This window comes from Amycolatopsis sp. GA6-003, assembly GCF_046267895.1.
Taxonomy (GTDB): Bacteria; Actinomycetota; Actinomycetes; order Mycobacteriales; family Pseudonocardiaceae; genus Amycolatopsis.
Genome location: NZ_CP176499.1, coordinates 8,564,631 through 8,584,416, shown reverse-complemented (window position 1 = coordinate 8,584,416; position 19,786 = coordinate 8,564,631). Strand labels below are relative to the sequence as shown.

At 71.4% G+C, this 19,786-nt stretch carries 18 protein-coding genes; 6 read left to right on the top strand and 12 right to left on the bottom strand.

All coding sequences use genetic code 11. The features are described 5' to 3' along the window. Nucleotides 1–7: 7 nt before the first annotated feature. Complete coding sequence (locus F9C12_RS38905) at nt 8–1,015, bottom strand: helix-turn-helix domain-containing protein (RefSeq protein ID WP_409179297.1); 1,008 nt, start codon at nt 1,013–1,015, stop codon at nt 8–10. A gap of 168 nt (nt 1,016–1,183) precedes the next feature. Between F9C12_RS38905 and F9C12_RS38900 the strand changes: the two genes are divergently transcribed. Next, a complete protein-coding gene (locus F9C12_RS38900; RefSeq protein ID WP_409463785.1) occupies nt 1,184–3,091 on the top strand; it encodes a putative Ig domain-containing protein in 1,908 nt (635 codons plus the stop codon). A 787-nt stretch (nt 3,092–3,878) separates the two neighbouring features. Here the strand turns inward: F9C12_RS38900 and F9C12_RS38895 are convergent. Genes F9C12_RS38895 through F9C12_RS38880 form a run of 4 tightly spaced genes read right to left on the bottom strand, consistent with a single transcriptional unit; the run spans nt 3,879 to nt 7,605 of the window. After that, entirely contained in the window at nt 3,879–4,814 is a 936-nt protein-coding gene (locus F9C12_RS38895; protein ID WP_409463784.1) for a ribokinase, read from the bottom strand. Further along, a complete protein-coding gene (locus F9C12_RS38890) occupies nt 4,799–5,833 on the bottom strand; it encodes a phosphotriesterase (RefSeq protein ID WP_409463783.1) in 1,035 nt (344 codons plus the stop codon). The genes F9C12_RS38895 and F9C12_RS38890 overlap by 16 nt, the downstream gene beginning before the upstream one ends. After that, nucleotides 5,826–6,821, bottom strand: coding sequence for a DMT family transporter (locus F9C12_RS38885; RefSeq protein ID WP_409463782.1), 996 nt, complete (start codon nt 6,819–6,821; stop codon nt 5,826–5,828). Before F9C12_RS38885 ends, F9C12_RS38890 begins: the two co-directional genes overlap by 8 nt. A 31-nt stretch (nt 6,822–6,852) precedes the next feature. Then, nucleotides 6,853–7,605: a glutamine amidotransferase gene (locus F9C12_RS38880; RefSeq protein WP_409179292.1), complete on the bottom strand. Its 753-nt coding sequence runs from the start codon at nt 7,603–7,605 to the stop codon at nt 6,853–6,855. A gap of 112 nt (nt 7,606–7,717) precedes the next feature. Between F9C12_RS38880 and F9C12_RS38875 the strand changes: the two genes are divergently transcribed. Beyond that, nucleotides 7,718–8,707, top strand: a complete 990-nt coding sequence (locus F9C12_RS38875) for a LacI family DNA-binding transcriptional regulator (protein WP_409179291.1) — start codon at nt 7,718–7,720, stop codon at nt 8,705–8,707. Further along, the gene (locus F9C12_RS38870) at nt 8,704–9,762 is read left to right on the top strand and encodes a M20 family metallopeptidase (protein WP_409463781.1); all 1,059 of its coding nucleotides are present in this window, start codon (nt 8,704–8,706) and stop codon (nt 9,760–9,762) included. The genes F9C12_RS38875 and F9C12_RS38870 overlap by 4 nt, the downstream gene beginning before the upstream one ends. A gap of 496 nt (nt 9,763–10,258) precedes the next feature. On the opposite strand, the gene F9C12_RS38865 is transcribed toward F9C12_RS38870, so the two are convergent. After that, nucleotides 10,259–11,356: an NAD(P)/FAD-dependent oxidoreductase gene (locus tag F9C12_RS38865; protein ID WP_409463780.1), complete on the bottom strand. Its 1,098-nt coding sequence runs from the start codon at nt 11,354–11,356 to the stop codon at nt 10,259–10,261. A 251-nt stretch (nt 11,357–11,607) separates the two neighbouring features. Here F9C12_RS38865 and F9C12_RS38860 point away from each other — a divergent pair, with 251 nt between their 5' ends. Both F9C12_RS38860 and F9C12_RS38855 read left to right on the top strand, forming a co-directional pair. Continuing rightward, nucleotides 11,608–11,772: a hypothetical protein gene (locus F9C12_RS38860; protein ID WP_409179288.1), complete on the top strand. Its 165-nt coding sequence runs from the start codon at nt 11,608–11,610 to the stop codon at nt 11,770–11,772. Between the two features lie 72 nt (nt 11,773–11,844). Further along, nucleotides 11,845–12,489, top strand: a complete 645-nt coding sequence (locus tag F9C12_RS38855) for a carbonic anhydrase (RefSeq protein ID WP_409463779.1) — start codon at nt 11,845–11,847, stop codon at nt 12,487–12,489. Nucleotides 12,490–12,519: 30 nt separating this feature from the next. On the opposite strand, the gene F9C12_RS38850 is transcribed toward F9C12_RS38855, so the two are convergent. From F9C12_RS38850 to F9C12_RS38825, 6 genes are all read right to left on the bottom strand, one after another. Beyond that, entirely contained in the window at nt 12,520–13,053 is a 534-nt protein-coding gene (locus F9C12_RS38850) for a MarR family winged helix-turn-helix transcriptional regulator (RefSeq protein ID WP_409463778.1), read from the bottom strand. Nucleotides 13,054–13,079: 26 nt separating this feature from the next. Next, nucleotides 13,080–14,360 carry an MFS transporter gene (locus F9C12_RS38845; protein WP_409463777.1) on the bottom strand — a complete coding sequence of 427 codons (1,281 nt, stop codon included), beginning with the start codon at nt 14,358–14,360 and terminating at the stop codon, nt 13,080–13,082. A 188-nt stretch (nt 14,361–14,548) separates the two neighbouring features. Next, nucleotides 14,549–15,283 carry a dipeptidase PepE gene (pepE, locus tag F9C12_RS38840; RefSeq protein WP_409179284.1) on the bottom strand — a complete coding sequence of 245 codons (735 nt, stop codon included), beginning with the start codon at nt 15,281–15,283 and terminating at the stop codon, nt 14,549–14,551. A 29-nt stretch (nt 15,284–15,312) separates the two neighbouring features. Next, entirely contained in the window at nt 15,313–16,602 is a 1,290-nt protein-coding gene (locus tag F9C12_RS38835) for a M20/M25/M40 family metallo-hydrolase (protein WP_409463776.1), read from the bottom strand. Beyond that, a complete protein-coding gene (locus tag F9C12_RS38830; protein WP_409463775.1) occupies nt 16,599–17,939 on the bottom strand; it encodes a cytosine permease in 1,341 nt (446 codons plus the stop codon). Before F9C12_RS38830 ends, F9C12_RS38835 begins: the two co-directional genes overlap by 4 nt. After that, on the bottom strand, nt 17,936–18,886 hold the full coding sequence (locus F9C12_RS38825; RefSeq protein WP_409179281.1) for a DUF1177 domain-containing protein: 951 nt from the start codon (nt 18,884–18,886) through the stop codon (nt 17,936–17,938). Before F9C12_RS38825 ends, F9C12_RS38830 begins: the two co-directional genes overlap by 4 nt. 102 nt (nt 18,887–18,988) lie before the next feature. On the opposite strand from F9C12_RS38825, the gene F9C12_RS38820 reads away from it, so the two are divergent. Then, a complete protein-coding gene (locus F9C12_RS38820; RefSeq protein ID WP_409463774.1) occupies nt 18,989–19,783 on the top strand; it encodes an IclR family transcriptional regulator in 795 nt (264 codons plus the stop codon). The last annotated feature ends 3 nt before the right edge of the window (nt 19,784–19,786 follow it).

Genomic DNA, 19,786 nt, shown 5'->3' with positions numbered 1-19,786 from the left:
CGCCTCATCACGGCACCGACCGCACCGCCGAAGCACCCCGCTCACTGTCCACCGAAAGCCAGTCATTCCGAGTAGCGTGCAGCGCCAGCTGGAACCGGTTCGCCGCCCCCGTGCGGGCCATCAGGTTTTCCAGGTACCGGAACATCGTCCGCCTGCTCACGCCGAGCACCCGGGCGACCTGGTCGTCGCTGAGGCCCGCGGCGAGCAGCGCGAGCAACCGGCGTTCGCTGGGCCGGATCTCGGGGCCGGAGGCGTCCGCGGCGAGGCCCAGCGGCAGCGCGACCTGCCAGCACATGTCGAACAGCCCGGCCAGCGCGTCGAACAGGCCGCACGAGCGGATCAGCAGCACGGTGCGGTCCGCGCCGGACAGGGCCGCGCAGTCGTCCACGATCAGGAGTTTCACCGGGACCTCGGGCAGCACCCGCGCCTCCTCCCCGCTTTTCCCGCAGGGCAGGATGTTCTCCGCGACGTACTCGGGCCGCTCCAGCGCGAGCCTTCCGTAGACGGCGCGGTAGCGGACGCCGCGGGCCAGGTTCTCGAGTTCGATCTCGTTGGCGTCCGCGTCGGCGTAGTACGGCGGCGAGTCCAGCCCCCGGACCTCCGTCCGCGCCGAGCGCTCCAGTTGCCGCACCCGTTCGGCGGCAGTGGTTCCGCTGACCACCTCGATCATCGGGTCGGCGTCGCAGCGCGCCGAGTGCCTGCGGTACTGCTCGTACAGCCGCGTCATCGCCGCCCGGGCTCCGGCCAGTTCGGCCTCCCGTTGCCTGGTCAGCACCTCCAGCACCGGTTCCGGCCGCAGCGCGGACATCGGCGAACCCGGTCCGTCGACCCGGCCGGCCAGTCCGATCCCGGCCAGCACCCCCAGCACCCGGCGCACCTCGGCGGGGTCGCGGCCGGTGTCGTCCGCCAGCCGGTCCGGCGGAACCGGGCCCGACGAAAGTAGGTCGAGATAGATTTCTGCTTCGTCCGCTTTGAGCCCGAGCGTCAGGAGATGGCCGATTGCTTCGGGAACCATTCGGACGCACCTCCACCGGGCTGGCCGACACCATTGCGCCACTGGCACCAGCGCGTCACCGCCAGGGCTGAACGAACTGTAGACAACGGGGCACCGAATGGCCCGACGCCGTTCGCAGGAAATTCCCTGGGAGGGATCGTGTCCCGTTCAGCCCGAAGAATCCTTGCCATGGCCGGTTTCGCGGCCTTGGCCCTGACCGCCCCGGCCCTGACCGCCCCGGCCCTGCCCGCCGTGGCCGCGCCCGCCGCGGCGCATCCGACCGCCCGCGTGTGCGCCGAGAAGGCGAAGCCCGGCATGGTCACGTGTTTCGCCGAACGCCAGACCGACACCATGCGCGCGCTGCTCTCCCCAGGCGCGCTGCCCAGCGGGTTCGGCCCCGCGGACCTGCGCTCCGCCTACAACCTCACCGCCGCGGGCAGCTCCTCGGCCACGGTGGCCATCGTCGACTCCAACGACGACCCGAACGCTGAATCGGACCTCGCGAGCTACCGCTCCACCTACGGGCTCCCGCCCTGCACCACCGCGAACGGCTGTTTCAAGAAGGTGAACCAAAACGGGCAGGCCAGCCCGCTTCCGTCCGCCGATTCCGGCTGGGCCGGCGAAATCTCGCTCGACGTCGACATGGTTTCGGCGATCTGCCCGAATTGCCACATTCTGCTCGTCGAAGCGAATCAGCCGAGCATGGCCGATCTCGGCACCGCGGTGAACACCGCCGTGTCGATGGGCGCGAAGTACGTTTCCAACAGCTACGGCGGCGGCGAGGACGGCTCCGAACCTTCCTCCGACTCGAGCTATTTCCACCACCCGGGCGTCGCGATCACCGCGAGCACCGGCGACAGCGGCTACGGCATCAGCTACCCGGCCTCGTCGCAGTACGTGACCGCGGTCGGCGGCACCTCGCTGACCCGCAACAGCAGCGCCCGCGGCTGGGGCGAAACCGCGTGGAGCGGCGCGGGCAGCGGCTGCTCGGGCTACGTGGCCAAGCCCGCGTTCCAGAACGTGACGACCGGCTGCGGCAAGCGCGCGGTCGCCGACGTCTCGGCCGTGGCCGACCCGCAGACCGGCGTGGCGGTGTACCAGACCTACGGCGGCAGCGGCTGGGCCGTGTACGGCGGCACCAGCGCGTCCGCCCCGATCATCGCGTCCGTGTACGCCCTCGCCGGCACGCCCGGCGCGTCCGACACTCCCGCCGCCTATCCGTACTCGCACACCGGCAACCTCAACGACGTGACCTCCGGCAGCAACGGCAGCTGCTCGTCCTCGGTGCAGTGCAACGCCGGCCCGGGCTGGGACGGCCCCACCGGTCTCGGCACGCCGAACGGCACCGCGGCGTTCACCGCGGGCGCCCCGAGCGGCGGCGTCACCGCGAACAACCCGGGCAGCCAGAACGGCGTCGTCGGCACCGCGGCGAAGCTGCAGCTGTCCGCGTCCGGCGGCAGCGGCGGCTACACCTGGACCGCCACCGGCCTGCCCGCCGGTCTGTCGATCAGCTCCGGCGGCCTGATCTCCGGCACGCCGACCACCGCGGGCACGTACTCGGTGACCGCGACCGCCAAGGACTCCTCCGGCGCCACCGGCTCCACCACGTTCGGCTGGACGATCGCCCCGCCCGGCGGCGGCTCCTGCACCGGGCAGAAACTGGGCAACCCCGGCTTCGAGAACGGCACCAGCCCGTGGACCGCGTCCGCCGGAGTGGTCAGCACGTCGTCCAACGGCGAACCCCCGCACAGCGGCACCTACCTCGCCTACCTGGACGGCTACGGCAGCGCGCACACCGACACTGTCTCGCAGTCGGTCAGCATCCCCGCCGGCTGCCACGCCACGCTGAGCTACTACATGCACGTCGACACCGCCGAGACGACCGCCTCGACGGCCTACGACAAGCTGACCGTCAAGGCCGGTTCGACCACGCTCGCCACGTACTCGAACCTGAACCAGGCCAACGGATACCAGCTGCGCACCGTTGACATGTCAGCCTACGCGGGCCAGACCGTGACGCTGACCTTCACCGGCACCGAGGACTCGAGCCTGCAGACCTCGTTCTGCCTCGACGACACGGCGCTGACCGTGAGCTGAAACCGAACGCGAGGAAGGCCGTCCCGTCCGCGGGGCGGCCTTTCCTTGCTGCGCGGGGAATCAACCCTCGGATTCAGCTCAATCCTTCACCGCAAGCACATCCAGCCCCAACGACGTGCACTGATGACGCACCGCGTCGTCGTCTCGCCGCGACACGGCTGCCGGTGGTCGTGCGTTCGCTGGTCAAGGATCGGAGCGCGTCGACGCGGGTGGTTCCCGGCAGTGCGGTACGGCCGGGCCGCGCAGGGGTGAGGGCGGGACAGATGAACGTGCTGGGCCGGTCGGTGTAGTACCCGATGCCCGGACCACAGCAGGGTCAGGCCGTGGCCGGTCAGGGTCGGGTCGACGTCGCGAGGACAGTCCGCTTCGAGGATCAGCCCTTTCCAGCGCACTTGTCGGGCCGAGGCTGGCGAAACAGGGCAGCGATTCCTTGGCGCGCAAGGATTTTCGCGCGCCAAGGAATCAGCGGCGAAGCTCCTCCACGGCGCGGCTCGGAACATCGGGCACACCCCGGAGAGCGAGACGAGGTGCAGCAGCGGTTTTGCATGGAAGTACGCGAACTACGAGGGAACGGGATTCACGCACGCGGCCTGCGGCGATTTGCACGAGATCCCGGACGGCTTCACCAGCAGCCGGTCGTGGATGAGCAACCACACGCACCACTACCGGACGTCGTTCTGGGGCAAGGGATACCCCTGCCTGTCCCCCTCGCCGCAGGCGTACTACGCCGAGCCGCACGGGACTGGCACGCCGTCTGCTACCTCTCCACCGACTGCTGACCGCTCAGTCACGCATCGAGCACCTCGGCCAAGGTCGGCAACGAAGGATGCGCACCGTGCCGCGTCACGACCACGGCGGCCACTTTCGCCGCGAAACCGCAGGCCGCGACTACCTCCGCAGTTGTCGGTCCACCGGGGATCTCGGCCAGCCGCGCAGCAAGCGCGCCGACGAACGAATCTCCCGCGGCCGTGGTGTCCACCGCTCGTACGGCGACCGCCGGGACGTGCGCGGACGACGACGCGTCGAGGACGGCGCATCCCTCGGCTCCCAGGGTCACGATCACCCACCGGCAGCCCGCGGCGAACAGCTCGGCACCGCCCCGGCGCAACCTGGTGCTGTCGAAGGGATCCTGGCCGGTGAGCTGGCGGAACTCGATTTCGTTCGACACCACCACATCGCTGAACGGCAGCAGCTTCGCGGCGACGTCGTCCGCGGGCGCGGTGTTGAGCACCGTCAGGACGCCACGTTCGCGAGCAGCCGCGAAAGCGCGTTCCGTCGCGTCTGCCGCCGCCTCCAGCTGGCCCACGACTACCCGCAGGCCGGGCAGTTCCCTGATCGCGGCTTCGGCCGCCGCGGCGGGAATGTCGGCGTTCGCCCCGGCCACGACGACGATCGAGTTGACGCCCTCCGCGTCGACGGTGATCGCGGCCCGGCCGGTGGGCAGCGGCGACCGGCGCACCCGGGTCACGTCCGCGCCCTCGGCCATCAGGGCTTTCAGGTACTCGTCGCCGTCCTCGTCCTGGCCGACGCAGCCGAGCACGGCGACGTCCGCGCCGAGCCGGGCGGCGGCGACCGCTTGGTTGCCGCCTTTCCCGCCCAGTTCCCGGCTCGCCGAGAAGCCCATGAGGGTCTCCCCCGGCTGGGGAATGCGCGGCGCCTGGACGATGTGGTCGACGTTCAGCGACGCGACTACCGCCACTGCCGGGCTCATGCGGTCAGCCATCGCGCCGGAACGTCCCGCATCAGCCGGGCCACGGCGTCGGCCGGCACGCCTTCGGCTTCGAGCAGATCGGCGAAAATCGTCGGCACGAACACGAGCCCGTTCCCGCCGTTGTGCGTCCACATCTGTTTCAGGAACAGGTCGTGCGACAGCATGATCTGGTCCCCGAAGCCCTCGTGCACCCACCGGGCGACGGCGTGCGCGGTCTGGGAGACCGTCGGCGCCACGCCCTCGCCGGGGAACGAGATGTCGAGGCCGATCATGTCGAACTCCAGCAGCACGCCGCGTTCGAGCAGCTCGCGCTGGTAGCCCGGGTCGTCGCCGGACGGATCGCTGTGCGCCAGCGCCACTTTCGAAGGCAGCGCACCGCATTCGTCCAGCACCAGGTCGAGCACCTCGTGCCCGCGGCGCTGCCAGCCCGGCATGTGGATGTTGAGCCCGACCTTCGGCCGTGCCGCCTGCGCGAGCGCCGCGGCCCGCAAGGAAGCCCGCTCCCCTTCGGTGAAAAGCGGGGAGACGCCGACCTCGCCGATGACGCCAGCGCGGATCCCCGTTTCGCCGACGCCCTCGTCCAATTCGGAGAGAATGCGCGCGGTCTGCGCTTCGACCGCGACCGCGGTGATGCGCTCGCCCTCGAACTTCTCCAGGTACGCACCGGTGCCCATGATGACGTTGACGCCGGTCGCCTCAGCCACCGCGGCCAGCGCCCGCGGATCCCGGCCGATCGCCGCGCTGCCGGTCGCGTCGACCACCGTGCCGCCGCCGGCCGCGGCGAACGCGGCCACCTCGCGTACGACGCTCGCATGGTCTTTCGCCGCCACGTTGTCCGCGCAGCAGTACGGATCCTGGCGCAGCAGGAACTGCCAGCCCGGCCCCACTTCCGCCTCGACGAGCCGTCGCGTGGAGGCGTAGGACGGTTCGGCGACCGCGGAGGACAGGTCGTTGAAGAGGTGTTCGTGCGGCAGCACCACCCCGAGGTCCGCCGCGTCGACCGGGCCGAGGACGCCGCGCACCTCAGCCACGACGCACCTCGGCCGGCTGGGCGAGGACCGCGGGTTCGGCGGTGTGCCGGGACGGGATCATCGCGATCGCCGCGGCCGCCAGCGCCACGAAAGCGCCGATGACGGTGACCAGGTGCAGGCTGGAACCCGCCGCGGGTGCGATGACCTCGAGCAGCAGCGACCCGATGAGCTGGCCGGCCGTGGAGGCCAGCCCCAGCAGCAGAAGCCCCAGACCGCGCACCAGCAAGGCCATCAGCGCGATCGACAGGAGGCCGAGCGGCCCGCCGAAGTACATCCACCACGTGCCCGGCAGAGCGAAGTGCGCGCCCGCGGCGGCCATCCGCACGACGTACACGAGGCCGAGCGCGGCGAAGCCGATCAGGAAGTTCCACGTGATGGAGATGAACATCGAGCCGGACAGCAGGCCGATCTCGGAGTTGCCCGCGGGCTGCCAGCCGGCCAGCAGGCCGCCGACGAACGGCATGATCGCCAGCGCGATCATGTGCGGGGCCGACCAGTTCGGGGAGACGACGAGCACCGTGGCGCAGATCGCCAGGATCGCCCCGGCGACGCGCGGCGCGCTCATCGCCTGCTTGAACGGGACGCCGATGCCGAGCCGGTCGCACACCACGCCGGAGATGACCATGCCGGAGATCAGCGAGGTCTGGAAGATCGCCACCCCGAGGAAGCCCACCGTCACGCCTTCGGAGAGCACGATCACCGCGCCGCACAGCCCGGCGAAGAAGTTCCATCGCGGGATCTCTCCGCGCACCAGCTGACCCGGCAGCCGGAAGAACGCGGTGCGCGTCCGGGCCCGCGCCAGCACGATGACCAGCATCAGCACCAGTCCGGTGCCGAAGGACACCAGCGCGGCGGCGTGCCCGTCGCCGAGCGCGGTGCCGAGATGCCCGTTGACCAGCGACTGCAACGGGCCGAGCATCCCGGCGAAGACGGTCGCGATCGTCAGCACGACGACCGAGGTCGCGCGGCGGGTGGGTGACGTACTCATCGAATCCTCCTTGATCCCGAGTGCGCGCGGCTCAGATTTCGCGTCCGGCGAGCCAGGTCAGCGCCTGCGCGAAGAGCTTGCGGTAGCCGTCCCAGCCCATGAACTCCTCCGGAGCCCAGTGCGGGGAGATGTCCGAGGTGAACGCGAGGGTGCGCCCCTTGCCGACCTGGCGCGCGGCCAGCATGACGTCGCCCTCGACGGTGGCCAGCAGCTCGGCGTCCGGCTTCAGCGTGGTGTGCTGGTAGCCCAGCAGGATCGGCCATTCCCGGTCCAGCCCCGCGACCACCGGGTGGCCGGGCTGCACGACCTGGGCGCGGACGCCCTCCGGAGCCTCGACGCGGTCGTCGAACGGGTCGAGGTCGACCGGGAGGATCTCCTCGATCGGCGTCCGGTGGTAGTTCGCCTTGCCCTCGAAGCCCTGGAAGCTCAGGTAGCCGCCGGCCATCATCAGCCCGCCGCCGCCGTGCACCCACTCGCGCAGCAGCTTCAGCCGGTTGGGCGTCGGACGGCCGCGGGTGAACGTGTCCGGGTGCAGCAGCAGCGTGTTGGACCCGACGTCGGAGAGCAGCACGACGTCGTAGGCGCCGAGTTCCTCCAGCGTCTGCGGGAATTTCTCGGCCACGTCGTGCGAGCGCAGGTGAGTCGCCTCGACCCCTTCCGCCGCCAGCGCCGCCAGCAGCCGCTCGCATCCGATCTCCACCTGCGTGTGCGCGAACGGGTCGTATCCCTTGTGGTCGATCGTCGCACTGACCCACGACTCCCCGGCTAGCAGGACCTTGACCATCGACGACTCCTTCGGGCGAAAGCGGCTTAGCGTGTGTTGCGCAATATAGCGCAACACGGCCAATATAGGATGCGGTTGCAGTCGCCGTCAACGCTCAACGGGGAGGAGCCGGATGTCGCTGGCGAAGGTGGCCCGAGAGGCCGGAGTGGCCGTTTCGACGGTGTCGAGGTACGTCCGGGGGGAGCTGCACGTCGCTTCCGAGACGGCCCGGCGCATCGACGCCGCGCTGTCGGCCGAAGGGCATCCGCCGGTCCGGAAACAGGTGGCCGGGCTCAGTCTCGGGCTGGTGGTCCCGTCGCTGGACAACCCGTATTTCTCGACGCTGGCGGACGCGGTGGCCGACGCCGCGGCGGCGGACGGCATCGACGTGTTCACCGCCCTCACCGGTTCGTCGCCGTCGCGGGAGCGCGCCAGCGTCGAGCGCCTGATGCGGGTGCCGGACGTGGGCGGGCTGATCTACCTGGGGATGAACAGCACCAACGAAGCCTTCGCGGGCAGGCTGGCCGGCGATTTCCCGGTGGTCTTCCTCGACGAGTACGTCGAGGCCGCCGGGCCGCGGATAGCGCACGTCACCGCCAACAGCTTCGGCGGCGCCTACCAGGCGACCACCCACCTGATCTCCCAGGGCCACCGGCTCATCGCCCACGTCGGCGGCCCGGCCGGGCTGCGCACGGCCGACCAGCGCGAGGCCGGCTACCGGGCGGCATTGAAGGCGCACGGGATCGAGGCGGACGAATCCATGATCGTGCGCGGCACCTTCAGCTCGGCCTTCGGCATGAACTTCTTCGCGCACATGGCGGCGGCGAACGCGGCGCCGACGGCAGTGTTCACCGCCAGCGACATCGCCGCGGTAGGCCTGCTCGAAGCGGCGCGCCGCGCGGGGGTTTCGGTGCCGGGAGACCTGTCGGTGATCGGCTGCGACGGCATCACGCTCGGCGAATGGACGTCGCCGAGGCTGACCACCGTCGCGCAGCCGACCGAGCAGATGGCCCGCAAAGCGGTCGACGAGGTCACCCGGCTCGCGGCCGGCGAAAGCCCCGCGGACCACGTGCTTTCCATGCAACTCGTCGTCCGCGAATCGACCCGGGAGTACTCCGGATGAGCACCGAAGCCCTCGAACTGCTGCGCGACCTGGTGCGGCAGGACACCACGTCCGGCGACAACGCCGCGCAGGCCGCCGCCCAGGAACTGGCCGTCTCCTACGCCACCGCCACCGCGGGCGTGCGCGTGCGGCAGCGCTCCTCCTCCGGGCGGCCGTGGGTGCTGCTCGGCACCGGTTCGGGCGACGGACCGCTGTTCGTGTGCCACATCGACACCGTCCCGGTCGGCTCCCCCGAACTGTGGGAACGCGCCCCGTTCTCCGCGGACGCCGACGAGAAGTTCCTCCACGGCCGCGGCAGCGTCGACATGAAGGGCGGGCTGGTCGCCGCGGTGGAAGCGTTGCGCAACGCCGCGGAAGCCGGTGCGGACGCGCAGGTCCTCCTCACCAGCGACGAAGAAATCGGCTGCCGGGGCGCGGCCGAGGCGGCGACGTCGCTGGAGCTGACGCCGCGGATCGTCGTGGTGCCGGAAGCGACCCGGAACCGCGTCTCGCTCGGCCACCGCGGAGCGACGTGGCTGCGTCTCGCCGCGGCGGGCAAGGCCGCGCACGGGTCCACGCCCCAGCTCGGCCGCAACGCGATCCAGCTGCTCGCCGACCGGGCCCTCGGCGCGCTCGGTTCGCTTCCGCTGTCCACTGAGGACTATCTGGGCGCGGAGACCGTCAACGTCGGCACCTTCGAGGGCGGAACCGCGACGAACATCGTTCCGGCGTCGGCGGTTCTGACGCTGGATGTCCGCACGGTGGACGGCGGCGCGCCCGCGATCGCCTGGGCCTCGTCGCTCGATCCGGCCATCAGCGCGGAGGTGGAACTCGATCTGCCCGCTGTCCGGACCCCGCGCGTGCCGGAACTCCTCGGCACCTACCCGGCGGCCCCGGCCGCGACGTATTTCACCGACGCCTCGGCGCTGGCCGGATCGGTGTCCGGAGCGCCGGTCGTGATCTGGGGGCCTGGAGAACCGCGCGAAATGCACGCGGCGAATGAGAAGCTGGAATTGGAGTCGTGGCGGGAGGCTTTACGCAACTATCGCGAACTGGTGCTGGCTGCGGCTCGCTGATCGTCTTCCGCGGGCAGTTCACGGTGCCGCCGCTCGCCGCGAGAGCTGCCCGCGGCAAACGACAAACCGGACCTGCAGTCGTGACGGGAGGCGTTGCGCCACTCCCGCGAACTACTGCAGGTCGCTCGCTGACAGTCCCCAGCGCCTCCACCCACCGCGAGAATTCCCCGCGACAAACGACAAACCGGAACTGCAATCCTGGCAGGAGGCATTGCGCAACTACCGCGAACTACCGCTGAGCGCCTTCCCACGCAGGCAGTCCACGGCACCACCACCCGCCGCGAGAGCTGCCCGCGGCAGACGACAAACCGGGCCTGCAGTCGTGACGGGAGGCGTTGCGCCACCCGCAAACTGGTGCTGGCCGCCGCTCGCTGACCTTCCCGCCGCCGGTAATCCACCAGTCCCGCCGCGAGGGTTGCGTGGCGAGGCATCCCGCCGTCCGGCCGCGCGGCACCCCGCTCAGGTGCGCGACCTGAGCGGGCCGAACTGCGCCCGGTCACCGCAGCGGGTCGTATGCTTGAAGGTCGATTCCCGGGTCGGCCTCGCGGGCCAGCCGGGCCGCGATCGAACCCGCGTACGGTCCCATCGTCAGGCCCGACGCGCCGAGTCCGTTGGCCACCACCAGGCCCTTGACCTGCGGCACCTTGCCGAGCAACGGGCGGATGTCCGGTCCGGCGGGGCGGAACCCGACCCGGGTCTCCACGTACGTCGCGTCCGCCAGCCCGGGCGCCACCGACAACGCCTCGGACAGCACCTCCGCGAGCCCGGCCGCGGTGACCCGGTTGTCGAAGCCTGCCCCGTCCTCCCGCGTCGCGCCGACGACGATCCGCGAATCGTCGAACGCCAGCAGGTAGTGGCGCGACTGCGGCAACACCACCGGCCACCGCGAGGTTTCCGTACCCGGCAACCGGAGGTGGACGATCTGCCCGCGCTGGGGTTCGACCCGCACCTCGACCCCGAGCGGTCCCAGCAACGCGGGCGACCAGGCCCCGGCCGCGGCGATCACCGCGTCCGCGCCGACGAGCTCCTCGCCCACCAGCACCCCGCGCACCCGCTCGTCCGCGACGATCGACGCCGTGCCCTCGACAATCCGCGCGCCATGCCGCACCGCCGCCCGCCGCATCGCGTCGCGGACCAGCCGTCCGTCCAGCCGAGCCGCGCCCGGAATGTGGATAGCCGGGCCGTCGTGCGCGAGAGGCGGGAACAGTTCCTGTGCCTGGCGGCCGTCGATGAGCTCGACGTCCCCCGCCAGCGGCGCTGCCTTCGCCCGATCCGCCACTCGCTGAAACGCTTGCGCCGCTTCGCTTTCCGACACCAGCCGCAGCGAACCGACCCTCCGGTAGCCGAGATCGGTCTCGCCGTCCTCGGCCAGCGCCGCCCGCAGGTCCTCGTAGTACTCCGCCCCGCCGGCCGCCATCCGGTACCAGTCCGGATCGTCCACCGCGGACGACCACGGGCAGATGATGCCCGCACCCGCCGACGTCGCCCGGCCGCTCGCCGCCCCGTCGACCAGCACTGTGTCCACTCCGGCCCGGGCCAGTTCGTACCCGGCTGCCGCACCGACGATCCCGCCGCCGACCACGATCACGCGCATTTCGCCCCGCTCCTTCACCGCTGACTGTTTTCCGCTCACCGCACATCCGCCGCTGCATCCACGGCGCGAGCAGCAACCCGACGCCCGCCGCCATCACCGCCGCACCCACCCCGGAGTTCCCCACACGCCCCGCGCCCGCAGACCCGGGGCCACGCGAGCCGAGAGATCGCAGCCAGGACCCGCATAGCCCGGCCGTGCCTGGGTATCCCCCGGGAGAACCGCAGTTTCCCGGCGACGGTCAGGAGGACTCCATGCTGGCATTGCTCGGTCTGCTTCTGGTGATCTGGCTGGTGTGCATCGTGCTCGGGGTGGTGATCAAGGGCCTGTTCTGGCTCGTCGTCGTGGGCGCGGTGCTGTTCCTGGCGACCGCCGCGGTCGGGTTCGTCAAGCGGGAGGCGCTCGGGCGGGGGCGCTGACCGGTTGAAACCTGTCCCGGGCGAGACGATCGCAACACCCGCGGGCGGCCGGCGCGGCTTAGGCTGAGGGGCATGGCCGACCCGACACCGCAGACTCCGCAGGAAGCGTTCGACCTGCTGATGGCAGGCAACCACCGCTTCGTCACCAGCGCCCCGGAGCATCCCAACCAGGACGCCGCCCGCCGCGCCGCGATCGCGCCCAACCAGCAGCCGTTCGCGGTGCTGTTCGGCTGCTCCGACTCCCGCCTCGCCGCCGAGATCATCTTCGACCGCGGGCTCGGCGACCTGTTCGTCGTGCGCACCGCGGGCCAGGTGATCGGCGGCGAGGTGCTCGGCAGCATCGAATACGGCGTCGACCTGCTGAACTGTCCCCTGGTCGTCGTGCTCGGCCACGACTCGTGCGGTGCCGTCGGCGCGGCCACCGCGGCGCTCGAGGACGGGCTCGCGCCGATCGGGTACGTCCGGGACGTCGTCGAGAAGGTGACGCCCAGCGTCCTCGCCGCCCGGGCCGCCGGGCGGGTCGAACCGCACGAGATTCTCGCCGAGCACGTCAAGCACACCGTCGACCTGCTGCTCGACCGGTCCCGCGTGCTCGCTGACCGCGTCGCCGAGGGGCGCGCCGCGGTGGTCGGCCTCCGCTACCGGCTGGCCGACGGCAGTGCCGAGGTGGTCGCCGCGCACGGCATCGACGTGCCCGCCGCCAGCTCGGTGGCCTGAACCGGTCCTCGAGGGGACCCCTGAAGGGAATCAGGGTCCCCCTCGCGGACCGGCTTCCCGGATCGCGCGTTCCAGCAGGGCGAGCGCCCGTTCGATGTCCTTGCGGTCGGCCTCGTCCAGCCCGGCCAGGAGCGCTTCCTCCCGGGCCAGGTGTCCTTCGAGGACCTGGTCGACGAGCTTGCGGCCGGCGGCGGTCAGTTCGGCGTAGCTGACCCGGCGGTCGGCGCGGTGGTCGCGGCGGCGGATCAGCCCGTCGCGTTCGAGCGCGTCCAGCCGCCCGGTGAGGGCGCCCGAGGTGACGAGCGCGGAGGCCGCCAGCTCCGACGGCGTCTTCCGGTAGGGCCGCCCGGCCCGGCGCAGGTTGCACAGGAGGTCGAACTCGCCCGGGGTCAGGCCGTACGGGGCCAGGTAGCCGCGGAGGCCGCCCGCGGCGAGGTCGGCGATCCGCCGGACCCGGCCGAAGATCGCGATCGGCGAGGCGTCCAGGTCCGGGCGCTGCCGGGCCCAGTCCGCCACCACCTGGTCGACCGGGTCCATCGGCATCGGCTCCTTGTTCCGCGGCATGCGGACGGAGCCTATCCGGATCCGTCCTAGCGGGATCGCACCGAGGGCTGATCGGCCGCTGCGGATTCGTTCGCCGCCGGAGCGCGGCCGAGCAGCAGGACGAGCGCACCGAGCAGCGTGAGCAGCTGCGTCGCGGCGAGCAGCGCGTACCCGGCGGCGAATCCGTGGTCGCCGCCCGCGGCGATCGCCACGCCCATCAGCGTCGGAAGCAGCGCGGACACGAGATTGCCGACTCCGTTGACCAGGCCGTAAGCGCTGCCGACGGTGCCCGCGGGAGCGTATTGCTGCACCAAGGTCGGGATCGCCGGTCCCTGCAGGCCCCAGAACGCGTTGGCGAGGATGAGCGTCGCCGCGGCGAGCCAGCGCGAATCCGCGAAGGTCGCGGTCGTCGCGCACACCGCGGTTCCGACGCTGCCGACCACCAGCACGAGCGGCGCCCGGCGGCCCGGCATCCGGTCGAGGAGCCATCCGCCGAGGAACCCGGACCCGAGGCTGACCACGAACGGCAGCGCCGACAACGCGCTCATCTGCGCGAGCGAGAAATGCCGCGCCTGAAGCAAATACGACGGAAGCCACGAGGTGCTGCCCCACAGATACCCGAGGGTGGCCACCTCGATCAGCAGGATCCAGCCCAGTTTGGGCGTGCGCAGCGCCCCGGCGAACCGCCGCGACGCCGGCTGCCGCGTGGCGGTCCGGTGCCGCGAGGCCCGGACGAACAGGGCGACCAGCGGCAGCCCGACCACGAGGTTGAGGGCCGCGAGCAGGAGGAACGAACCGTGCCAGCCGAAGCGCACCAAGGCGAAAGTGATCACCGGGATGCCCAGCGCGGTGCCCAGGGAGACGCCCATCGAGCTGACCGCGTTGGGTTTGCCCCAGGCGCCTTCGGCGAAATTGTCCTTGACGTACATGGTTTTCAGCGAGAACAACGGTCCCTCGCTGGCCCCGAGCAGGAACCGCAGCGTCAGCAGCAGCATCGCGCTCCCGGCGTACGGGGACGCGAGAGTGAACAACGCCCAGCACCCCAGGCTGACGAGCAACCCGCGCCGCACCCCGAAAACCGCTTCGTACCACGGCGTGATCAGCATGGCCGCGATTCCGTAGCCAGCCAGGAAAAGCGTCATCAACGCGCCCTGCGCGGCCCGGTTGCCTTGAATGCCGAAATGCCCGGCGAAGGCGGGGTCGGTGATCAGCACGGACACGTTGACCCGGTCCAGGTAGGAGATCGCCACGACCGCCAGCAGCGCCAGCACGCCCAGCCACGCGGTCAGCGGCGCGCCGGGCCGCCGCTCTTCCCTCAGCACAGTCACCGCGGTTCCTTTCCGGCCGGCCGCCTCGGCGGGCGGGTCGCCGGGAAGTATCTTTATCCTAAGATGCTTGTGTCAAGCTACCTGGACAGGCTTCTCCGCGGCAGTTCCGGGGTCCGGACGCGACGACGGGGAAGGGCTGGGCCCTCCCCCGTCGTCGACCGGCGGAACAGTGTGCGGTGGCGGCGCGCTCAGCCCCACACCGGTTCGCGCGCCGGAGCGAGCAGGTCGCTGACCTCGCCGGAGACGTCCTCGCCGGGCACCCCGCGCCGGAACAGCCGCCCGGGCGCGCCGCCGCTCGTGGACACTCCCGCCAATTCCGCCCAGTCGCCGCGCACGCGCAGCCACGTGCCCTCGCGCAGGCCGAGCACCGGAATGTCGTTGCACTCGTGGAATTCCGCGAGCCGCTTCTCCCGGGTCTCGCCCATGTGGGTGCTGGCCGGGTCCGGGTCGACGTAGTGCGGGTTGAGCTGGAACGGCACCAGCCCCAGCGCGGTCAGGCTGGGCGGCTCCACGATCGGCATGTCGTTGGTGGTGCGCACGGTCGGCCCCGCGATGTTGGTTCCCGCGCTGGCCCCGAGGTACGGCATGCCCTCGGACACCCGCTCCCGCAACGGTTCCAGCAGCTCGCGCCGGTACAGCTCGGCCAGCAGGCGGAACGTGTTGCCGCCGCCGGTGTACACCGCCGGGGCCGAACGCACCGCGGCGACCGGGTCGGCGAAGGCGTGCAGCCCGCGCACCCGCACGCCGAGCGGCGCCACCGCGGCCGCGATGCGCTCGGTGTAACCGTCGTGGTCGGCCAGCGCGAACGGCACGAACACCAGCTCGGTGCGCCCGGCCAGCACCTCGGCCACCGCGTCCAGCGCGTGTTCCAGCGGACCGTGGCCGTGATTGGTCGAGTTGGACAGCAACAGCAAGTCAGTCACGCGATTCTCCTTGGTTCGCCCGCCATTGTTCAGCAAGTCCGCAGCAACCGGCCGAGGACCCGGACGGAGAACCGCAGCGACTCCAGCGGCACCCGTTCGTCGACGCCGTGGAACAGCCGGTTGTAGGGCAGTTCCGGCGGGACGCGCAGCGCTTTGAAGCCGAAGCCGCGGATGCCGAGCGCGGACAGCGCCTTGTTGTCGGTGCCGCCCGCGTTGCAGTACGGAGTGGGATGGCCGTCCGGATCCTCCGCCGTGACGGCCGCGCACATCGCGTCCACCAACGGACCGTCGAAGCCGCTTTCCATCGCGATGTCCCGGTGGATGAATTCGCGGCGCACCGACGGCAGCAGGAGTTCGTCGATCGTGTCCAGCAGCTCCTGTTCGCACCCGGGCAGGAACCGGCCGTCCACCGCCGCGGTGGCCCGGCCGGGGATGACGTTGACCTGGTACCCGCCGGAGATCATGGTCGGGTTCGCGGAATTGCGCAGGATCACGTTCACCAGGTCGGCCACCGGGCCCATCCGCGCCAGGCTTCCGTCCACATCGGACGGATCGAACGGGACGCCGAGCAGCTCCGCCGCGCGTTCCAGCAGCGTCCGCACCGGTTCGATCAGCCGGACCGGGAAGCGGTGCCGCCCGATCCGGGCGAGCGATTCGGCGAGGTCGGTGACCGCGTTCTCGTCGTTCGGGGAGGAACCGTGCCCGGCGCGGCCGGTGGCGACCAGCCGCAGCCACGCCTGCCCGCGCTGCGCGCATTCGATCGGGTACAGCCGGCTGCCGGTGCCGAGGTCGAACGACACCCCGCCGCCCTCGGTGATCGCCTCGCCGACGCCGTCGAACAGGTCCGGGCGGTTCTCGGCCAGCCAGTGCGAGCCGAACTTCCCGCCGCCCTCCTCGTCGGCGAGGAAGCCGAACACGACGTCCCGCGGCGGTTTCTCGCCGGTGCGGCCGAATTGCCGTGCCAGCGCGAGGATCGCCGCGTCGAAGTCCTTCATGTCGATCGCGCCGCGGCCCCACAGCAGGCCGTCGGCGATCTCGCCGGAGAACGGCGGGACGCTCCACTCGTCGGCGTCCGCGGGCACCACGTCCAGATGCCCGTGCAGAAGCAGCGCGGGCCGCGACGAGTCCACTCCGGACACACGGGCGAACACGCTGGCCCGGCCGGGCGCGCTTTCCACGAGCGTCGGTTCCAGCCCGGCGTCGGAGAGCTTCTCCGCGACGTACTCGGCGGCGGGCCGCTCGGTGGCGCCCGGATTGGACGTGTCGATCCGGATCAGGTCCCGGCAGAGGTCGACGACCTCGTCCTGTGCGCTGGTCACCGGCCGACCTCCTCCAGTTCCGCCGAGCCGACCGGGCGGATCAGCCCGGCCTTGCCCAGCACCGTGTACAGGATCGCCGCGGTGAGCAGCGAGTTCAGCGCGGGGATGCCCCAGTGCACGAACTTGCCGACGCAGAACGCCGCCGCCCACACCGCGAGCGTCGCGGGCACCCACACCGGCATCGTCGCCGGGACCCGGCCGGCCGCGCGGGTCTCCCGCAGCGGCGTGGAAAGCCGGCGCACCAGGAAGTACTCGGCCACGATGATCCCGCCCACCGGCGGGATCGCGACGCCCAGCACGGATAGGAACGCGGTGAAGTGCTGGAGGAACCCGATCGCGGACAGCACGGTCCCGGCAATCCCGATCACCAGGGTGACGACGCCGCGGTGCAGCGGGCGGCCGAACACGGTCCGCACGAAGTTCACCACGCCCAGCGAGGAGCCGTACAGGTTCCAGTCGTTGATCTTCGCGGTCGCCAGCACCACCACGATCAGCCCGACGAAGCCCGACGTGGACAGCACGATGTGCGTCACGTCGGAACTGCCGACCAGGTGCCCGAGGAGCACGCCGGTCATCCCGACGATGTACTCCGACAACACGATCGAGGCGGAACTCTGCAGCAGGACGTGCCAGCCCTTGCGGTTGAACCGGGTCATGTCCGGCGCGACCACGGCTCCGGTCATGTAGCCGCCCGCGATGATCGTCGCCGCGGCCGGGATGGAGATCGCCGTCGCGGTCGGCGCGGCCGACATCAGCGCGCTCACCGAATGGTCCGACAGGGTCGAGACGACGCTCCACGCCACGAGCCCGAAGAACAGCGGCACGGCGATCTTCGCCAGCCACATCATGTATTTGAAGCCGTAGATCACCAGCAGCGTCAAGACCGCGCCGGACACCGCGCACCACAGCCACGGCGGCCCGCCGACCAGCGCGTTCATGCTCTTGCCGAAAATCCCGTTCTGCACGCCGAACCAGCCCACCAGGCTGATCGCGATCACCAGGCTCACCAGCGCGGACCCGTTCCGGCCGAAGCCGGTGAACCGGGTCAGCATGGTCATCGTGAGGCCCTCCCGCTGGCCGGCGAGGCCGATCAGGAAGATCACCGCCTCCAGGATCACCGCGCCGAGGGTGAACGCCCAGAACGCGTCGGAGAACCGCATCCCCACGCCGAGCGTCGCGCCGAGCACGAACTGCGACAGCGAACCGGACTGCGCGAGCCACTGCAGCAGCATCGAACCGAACCCGTAGCGGGCTTCTTCGGGGACGCGGCGCAGCGAGTAGTCGTCGTTGCCGATCCGTTTCCGGGGCTGCTTCGCGGTTTTCGTCGCGATGCTCATCCGGCCACCTCCGTGCCCAGCGTCTGCAGGTGCGCCATCGAGCCGTAGCGCGCCTGGAGGACGGCGAATTCCGCCTCGTCGTGGAACTGCAGCGCGCCCGCGCCGAACTGCTTGGCGACCTCGACCGCGTAGCGCGCGGCGGCCGCGATGTCCGTCTCGTGGCTGGCGCCGGTCGCGCAGCCCGCCACGGTCGCCGCCGAGGTGATCGCCAGCCCGACCACCGGCGCGTCGGTCGCGGTCGCCGGCTGCAGGATCGAGTTCAGGTGGTAGACGCCGTTGCCGTAGGGAGTGATGTCCTGCGTGGTGATCGGGTAGGTCACCAGCGGCGCGCCAGTGACCGCCTCCAGCAGTGCGCCGAGCCCCTCGGAAACCCGCAGGATGTAGCCGCTGCGCACGGTCGGCGACAGCGCGAGCCCGCGGTGGTTGATCACCCGGTTGCCCTTGGTGGTGTCGATCGACAGCACCGCGGCCATCTCGCCGGACAGCTCGTAGCTGTTCATCGTGGCGATGTCGACCGGCGAGTTCATGAACGGCACCGGATCGTGCGGCAGGGTCGGCGCGTCCGGGCAGACGTGCGTGCCGATCAGCACGTCGCCGGCCAGGACGTCGCCGCGGGCCCGCATCGACAGCAGCTTGGCGGCCGCGGCGAGCGCGGCGGCGGCGCCGTCCCCGTCGGACACGAACCCGGTCACCTCCGGCCGGGCGCCGACCCCGCCGAGCCTCCCCACCACGCCGAGGGTGGGCGCGTCGCCGCCCGCGGTGCGGCCGCGGCTGCCGGCCACCCGCACGCGGACGAAGTCGGTCTTCCCGGCCGGGCCGGGCACCGTCGTGATCTCCGCGCCGCTGCCGTCCGCGCCGGCCACGGCGTCGAGGTAGGCGACGACCTCTTTCCCGGTCACCGCCGGGTCGTCGAGGATTTCGAGCAGTTCCAGGACGTGTTTGAGCATGTGGTTCCTCTGAAGATGGCAAGCCGCCGGGATTGGTCCGACCAGATTCGGCCGGGAGGCCCCGGCTTTACAAACATTTCCCGTTATTCGCACAATGGCCGGATGCCGGACTCCGACGACCGCGCCACCCCGCCCGGCCTGCCGCAGACCGCGGACCGCGCGCTGCAGGTGCTGCTCGCGTTCGACCGCTCCCGCCCGGAATGGGGCGTCACCGCGGTGGCCCGCGAGTTCGGGCTGCACACGTCGATCGCCCAGCGGCTCCTGGCGGTGCTGGCGCACCGCGGTTTCCTCGTCCGCGACGACAGCACCCGCAAGTACCGGATCGGCCCGGCCGCCCTGCACCTGGGCCGGATGTGGGACCGGGCCGGCGCGCTGGACCTGCTGGTCGCCCCGGTCCTGTCCGACCTCGCCGCGCAGACCGGGCACGCCGCTCTGCTGTCGTTGCCCGACGGCGCGCACACGCGGTGCGTGCTGGCCGCCGAGGGCGCGGACGGACGGCTGCGCGGCTACTCGCTGGTCGGCGAGCTGTACCCGGCGCACGCGGGGGCGACCAGCAAGGCGTACTTCGCGTTCCTGTCCGAAGAGGAACGCGACCGGCTGTTCGCCGACCGCCCGATGGCCCGGTTCACGCCGGACACGGTCACCGACCTCGCCGTCCTGCGCGAGCAGCTGGCCGAGGTCGCTTCCCGGGGCTGGGCGTTCACCACCGGCGAGTACGACACCGGCGTGGCGACGCTCGCGGTGCCGGTGTTCCTGCGCGGCGAACCGTACGGGAGCCTGTCCGTCGGCTGGTCCGCCTCCCGCTTCGACCACGACCCGGAGCAGTGGGTGGAGCTGCTGCGCCGGGGCGCGGAGTTGATCGAACTGCGGCTTTCCCGGCCGGTTCCGCGCCGGTGAACC

Excerpts from the sequence above, each read along its gene's own strand:
- F9C12_RS38905 (WP_409179297.1), bottom strand. The coding sequence starts at position 1,015 with ATGGTTCCCGAAGCAATCGGCCATCTCCTGACGCTCGGGCTCAAAGCG.
- F9C12_RS38900 (WP_409463785.1), top strand. The coding sequence starts at position 1,184 with ATGGCCGGTTTCGCGGCCTTGGCCCTGACCGCCCCGGCCCTGACCGCC.
- F9C12_RS38895 (WP_409463784.1), bottom strand. The coding sequence starts at position 4,814 with ATGGCTGACCGCATGAGCCCGGCAGTGGCGGTAGTCGCGTCGCTGAAC.
- F9C12_RS38885 (WP_409463782.1), bottom strand. The coding sequence starts at position 6,821 with ATGAGTACGTCACCCACCCGCCGCGCGACCTCGGTCGTCGTGCTGACG.
- F9C12_RS38880 (WP_409179292.1), bottom strand. The coding sequence starts at position 7,605 with ATGGTCAAGGTCCTGCTAGCCGGGGAGTCGTGGGTCAGTGCGACGATC.
- F9C12_RS38875 (WP_409179291.1), top strand. The coding sequence starts at position 7,718 with ATGTCGCTGGCGAAGGTGGCCCGAGAGGCCGGAGTGGCCGTTTCGACG.
- F9C12_RS38870 (WP_409463781.1), top strand. The coding sequence starts at position 8,704 with ATGAGCACCGAAGCCCTCGAACTGCTGCGCGACCTGGTGCGGCAGGAC.
- F9C12_RS38865 (WP_409463780.1), bottom strand. The coding sequence starts at position 11,356 with ATGCGCGTGATCGTGGTCGGCGGCGGGATCGTCGGTGCGGCAGCCGGG.
- F9C12_RS38860 (WP_409179288.1), top strand. The coding sequence starts at position 11,608 with ATGCTGGCATTGCTCGGTCTGCTTCTGGTGATCTGGCTGGTGTGCATC.
- F9C12_RS38855 (WP_409463779.1), top strand. The coding sequence starts at position 11,845 with ATGGCCGACCCGACACCGCAGACTCCGCAGGAAGCGTTCGACCTGCTG.
- F9C12_RS38850 (WP_409463778.1), bottom strand. The coding sequence starts at position 13,053 with ATGCCGCGGAACAAGGAGCCGATGCCGATGGACCCGGTCGACCAGGTG.
- F9C12_RS38830 (WP_409463775.1), bottom strand. The coding sequence starts at position 17,939 with ATGAGCATCGCGACGAAAACCGCGAAGCAGCCCCGGAAACGGATCGGC.
- F9C12_RS38825 (WP_409179281.1), bottom strand. The coding sequence starts at position 18,886 with ATGCTCAAACACGTCCTGGAACTGCTCGAAATCCTCGACGACCCGGCG.
- F9C12_RS38820 (WP_409463774.1), top strand. The coding sequence starts at position 18,989 with ATGCCGGACTCCGACGACCGCGCCACCCCGCCCGGCCTGCCGCAGACC.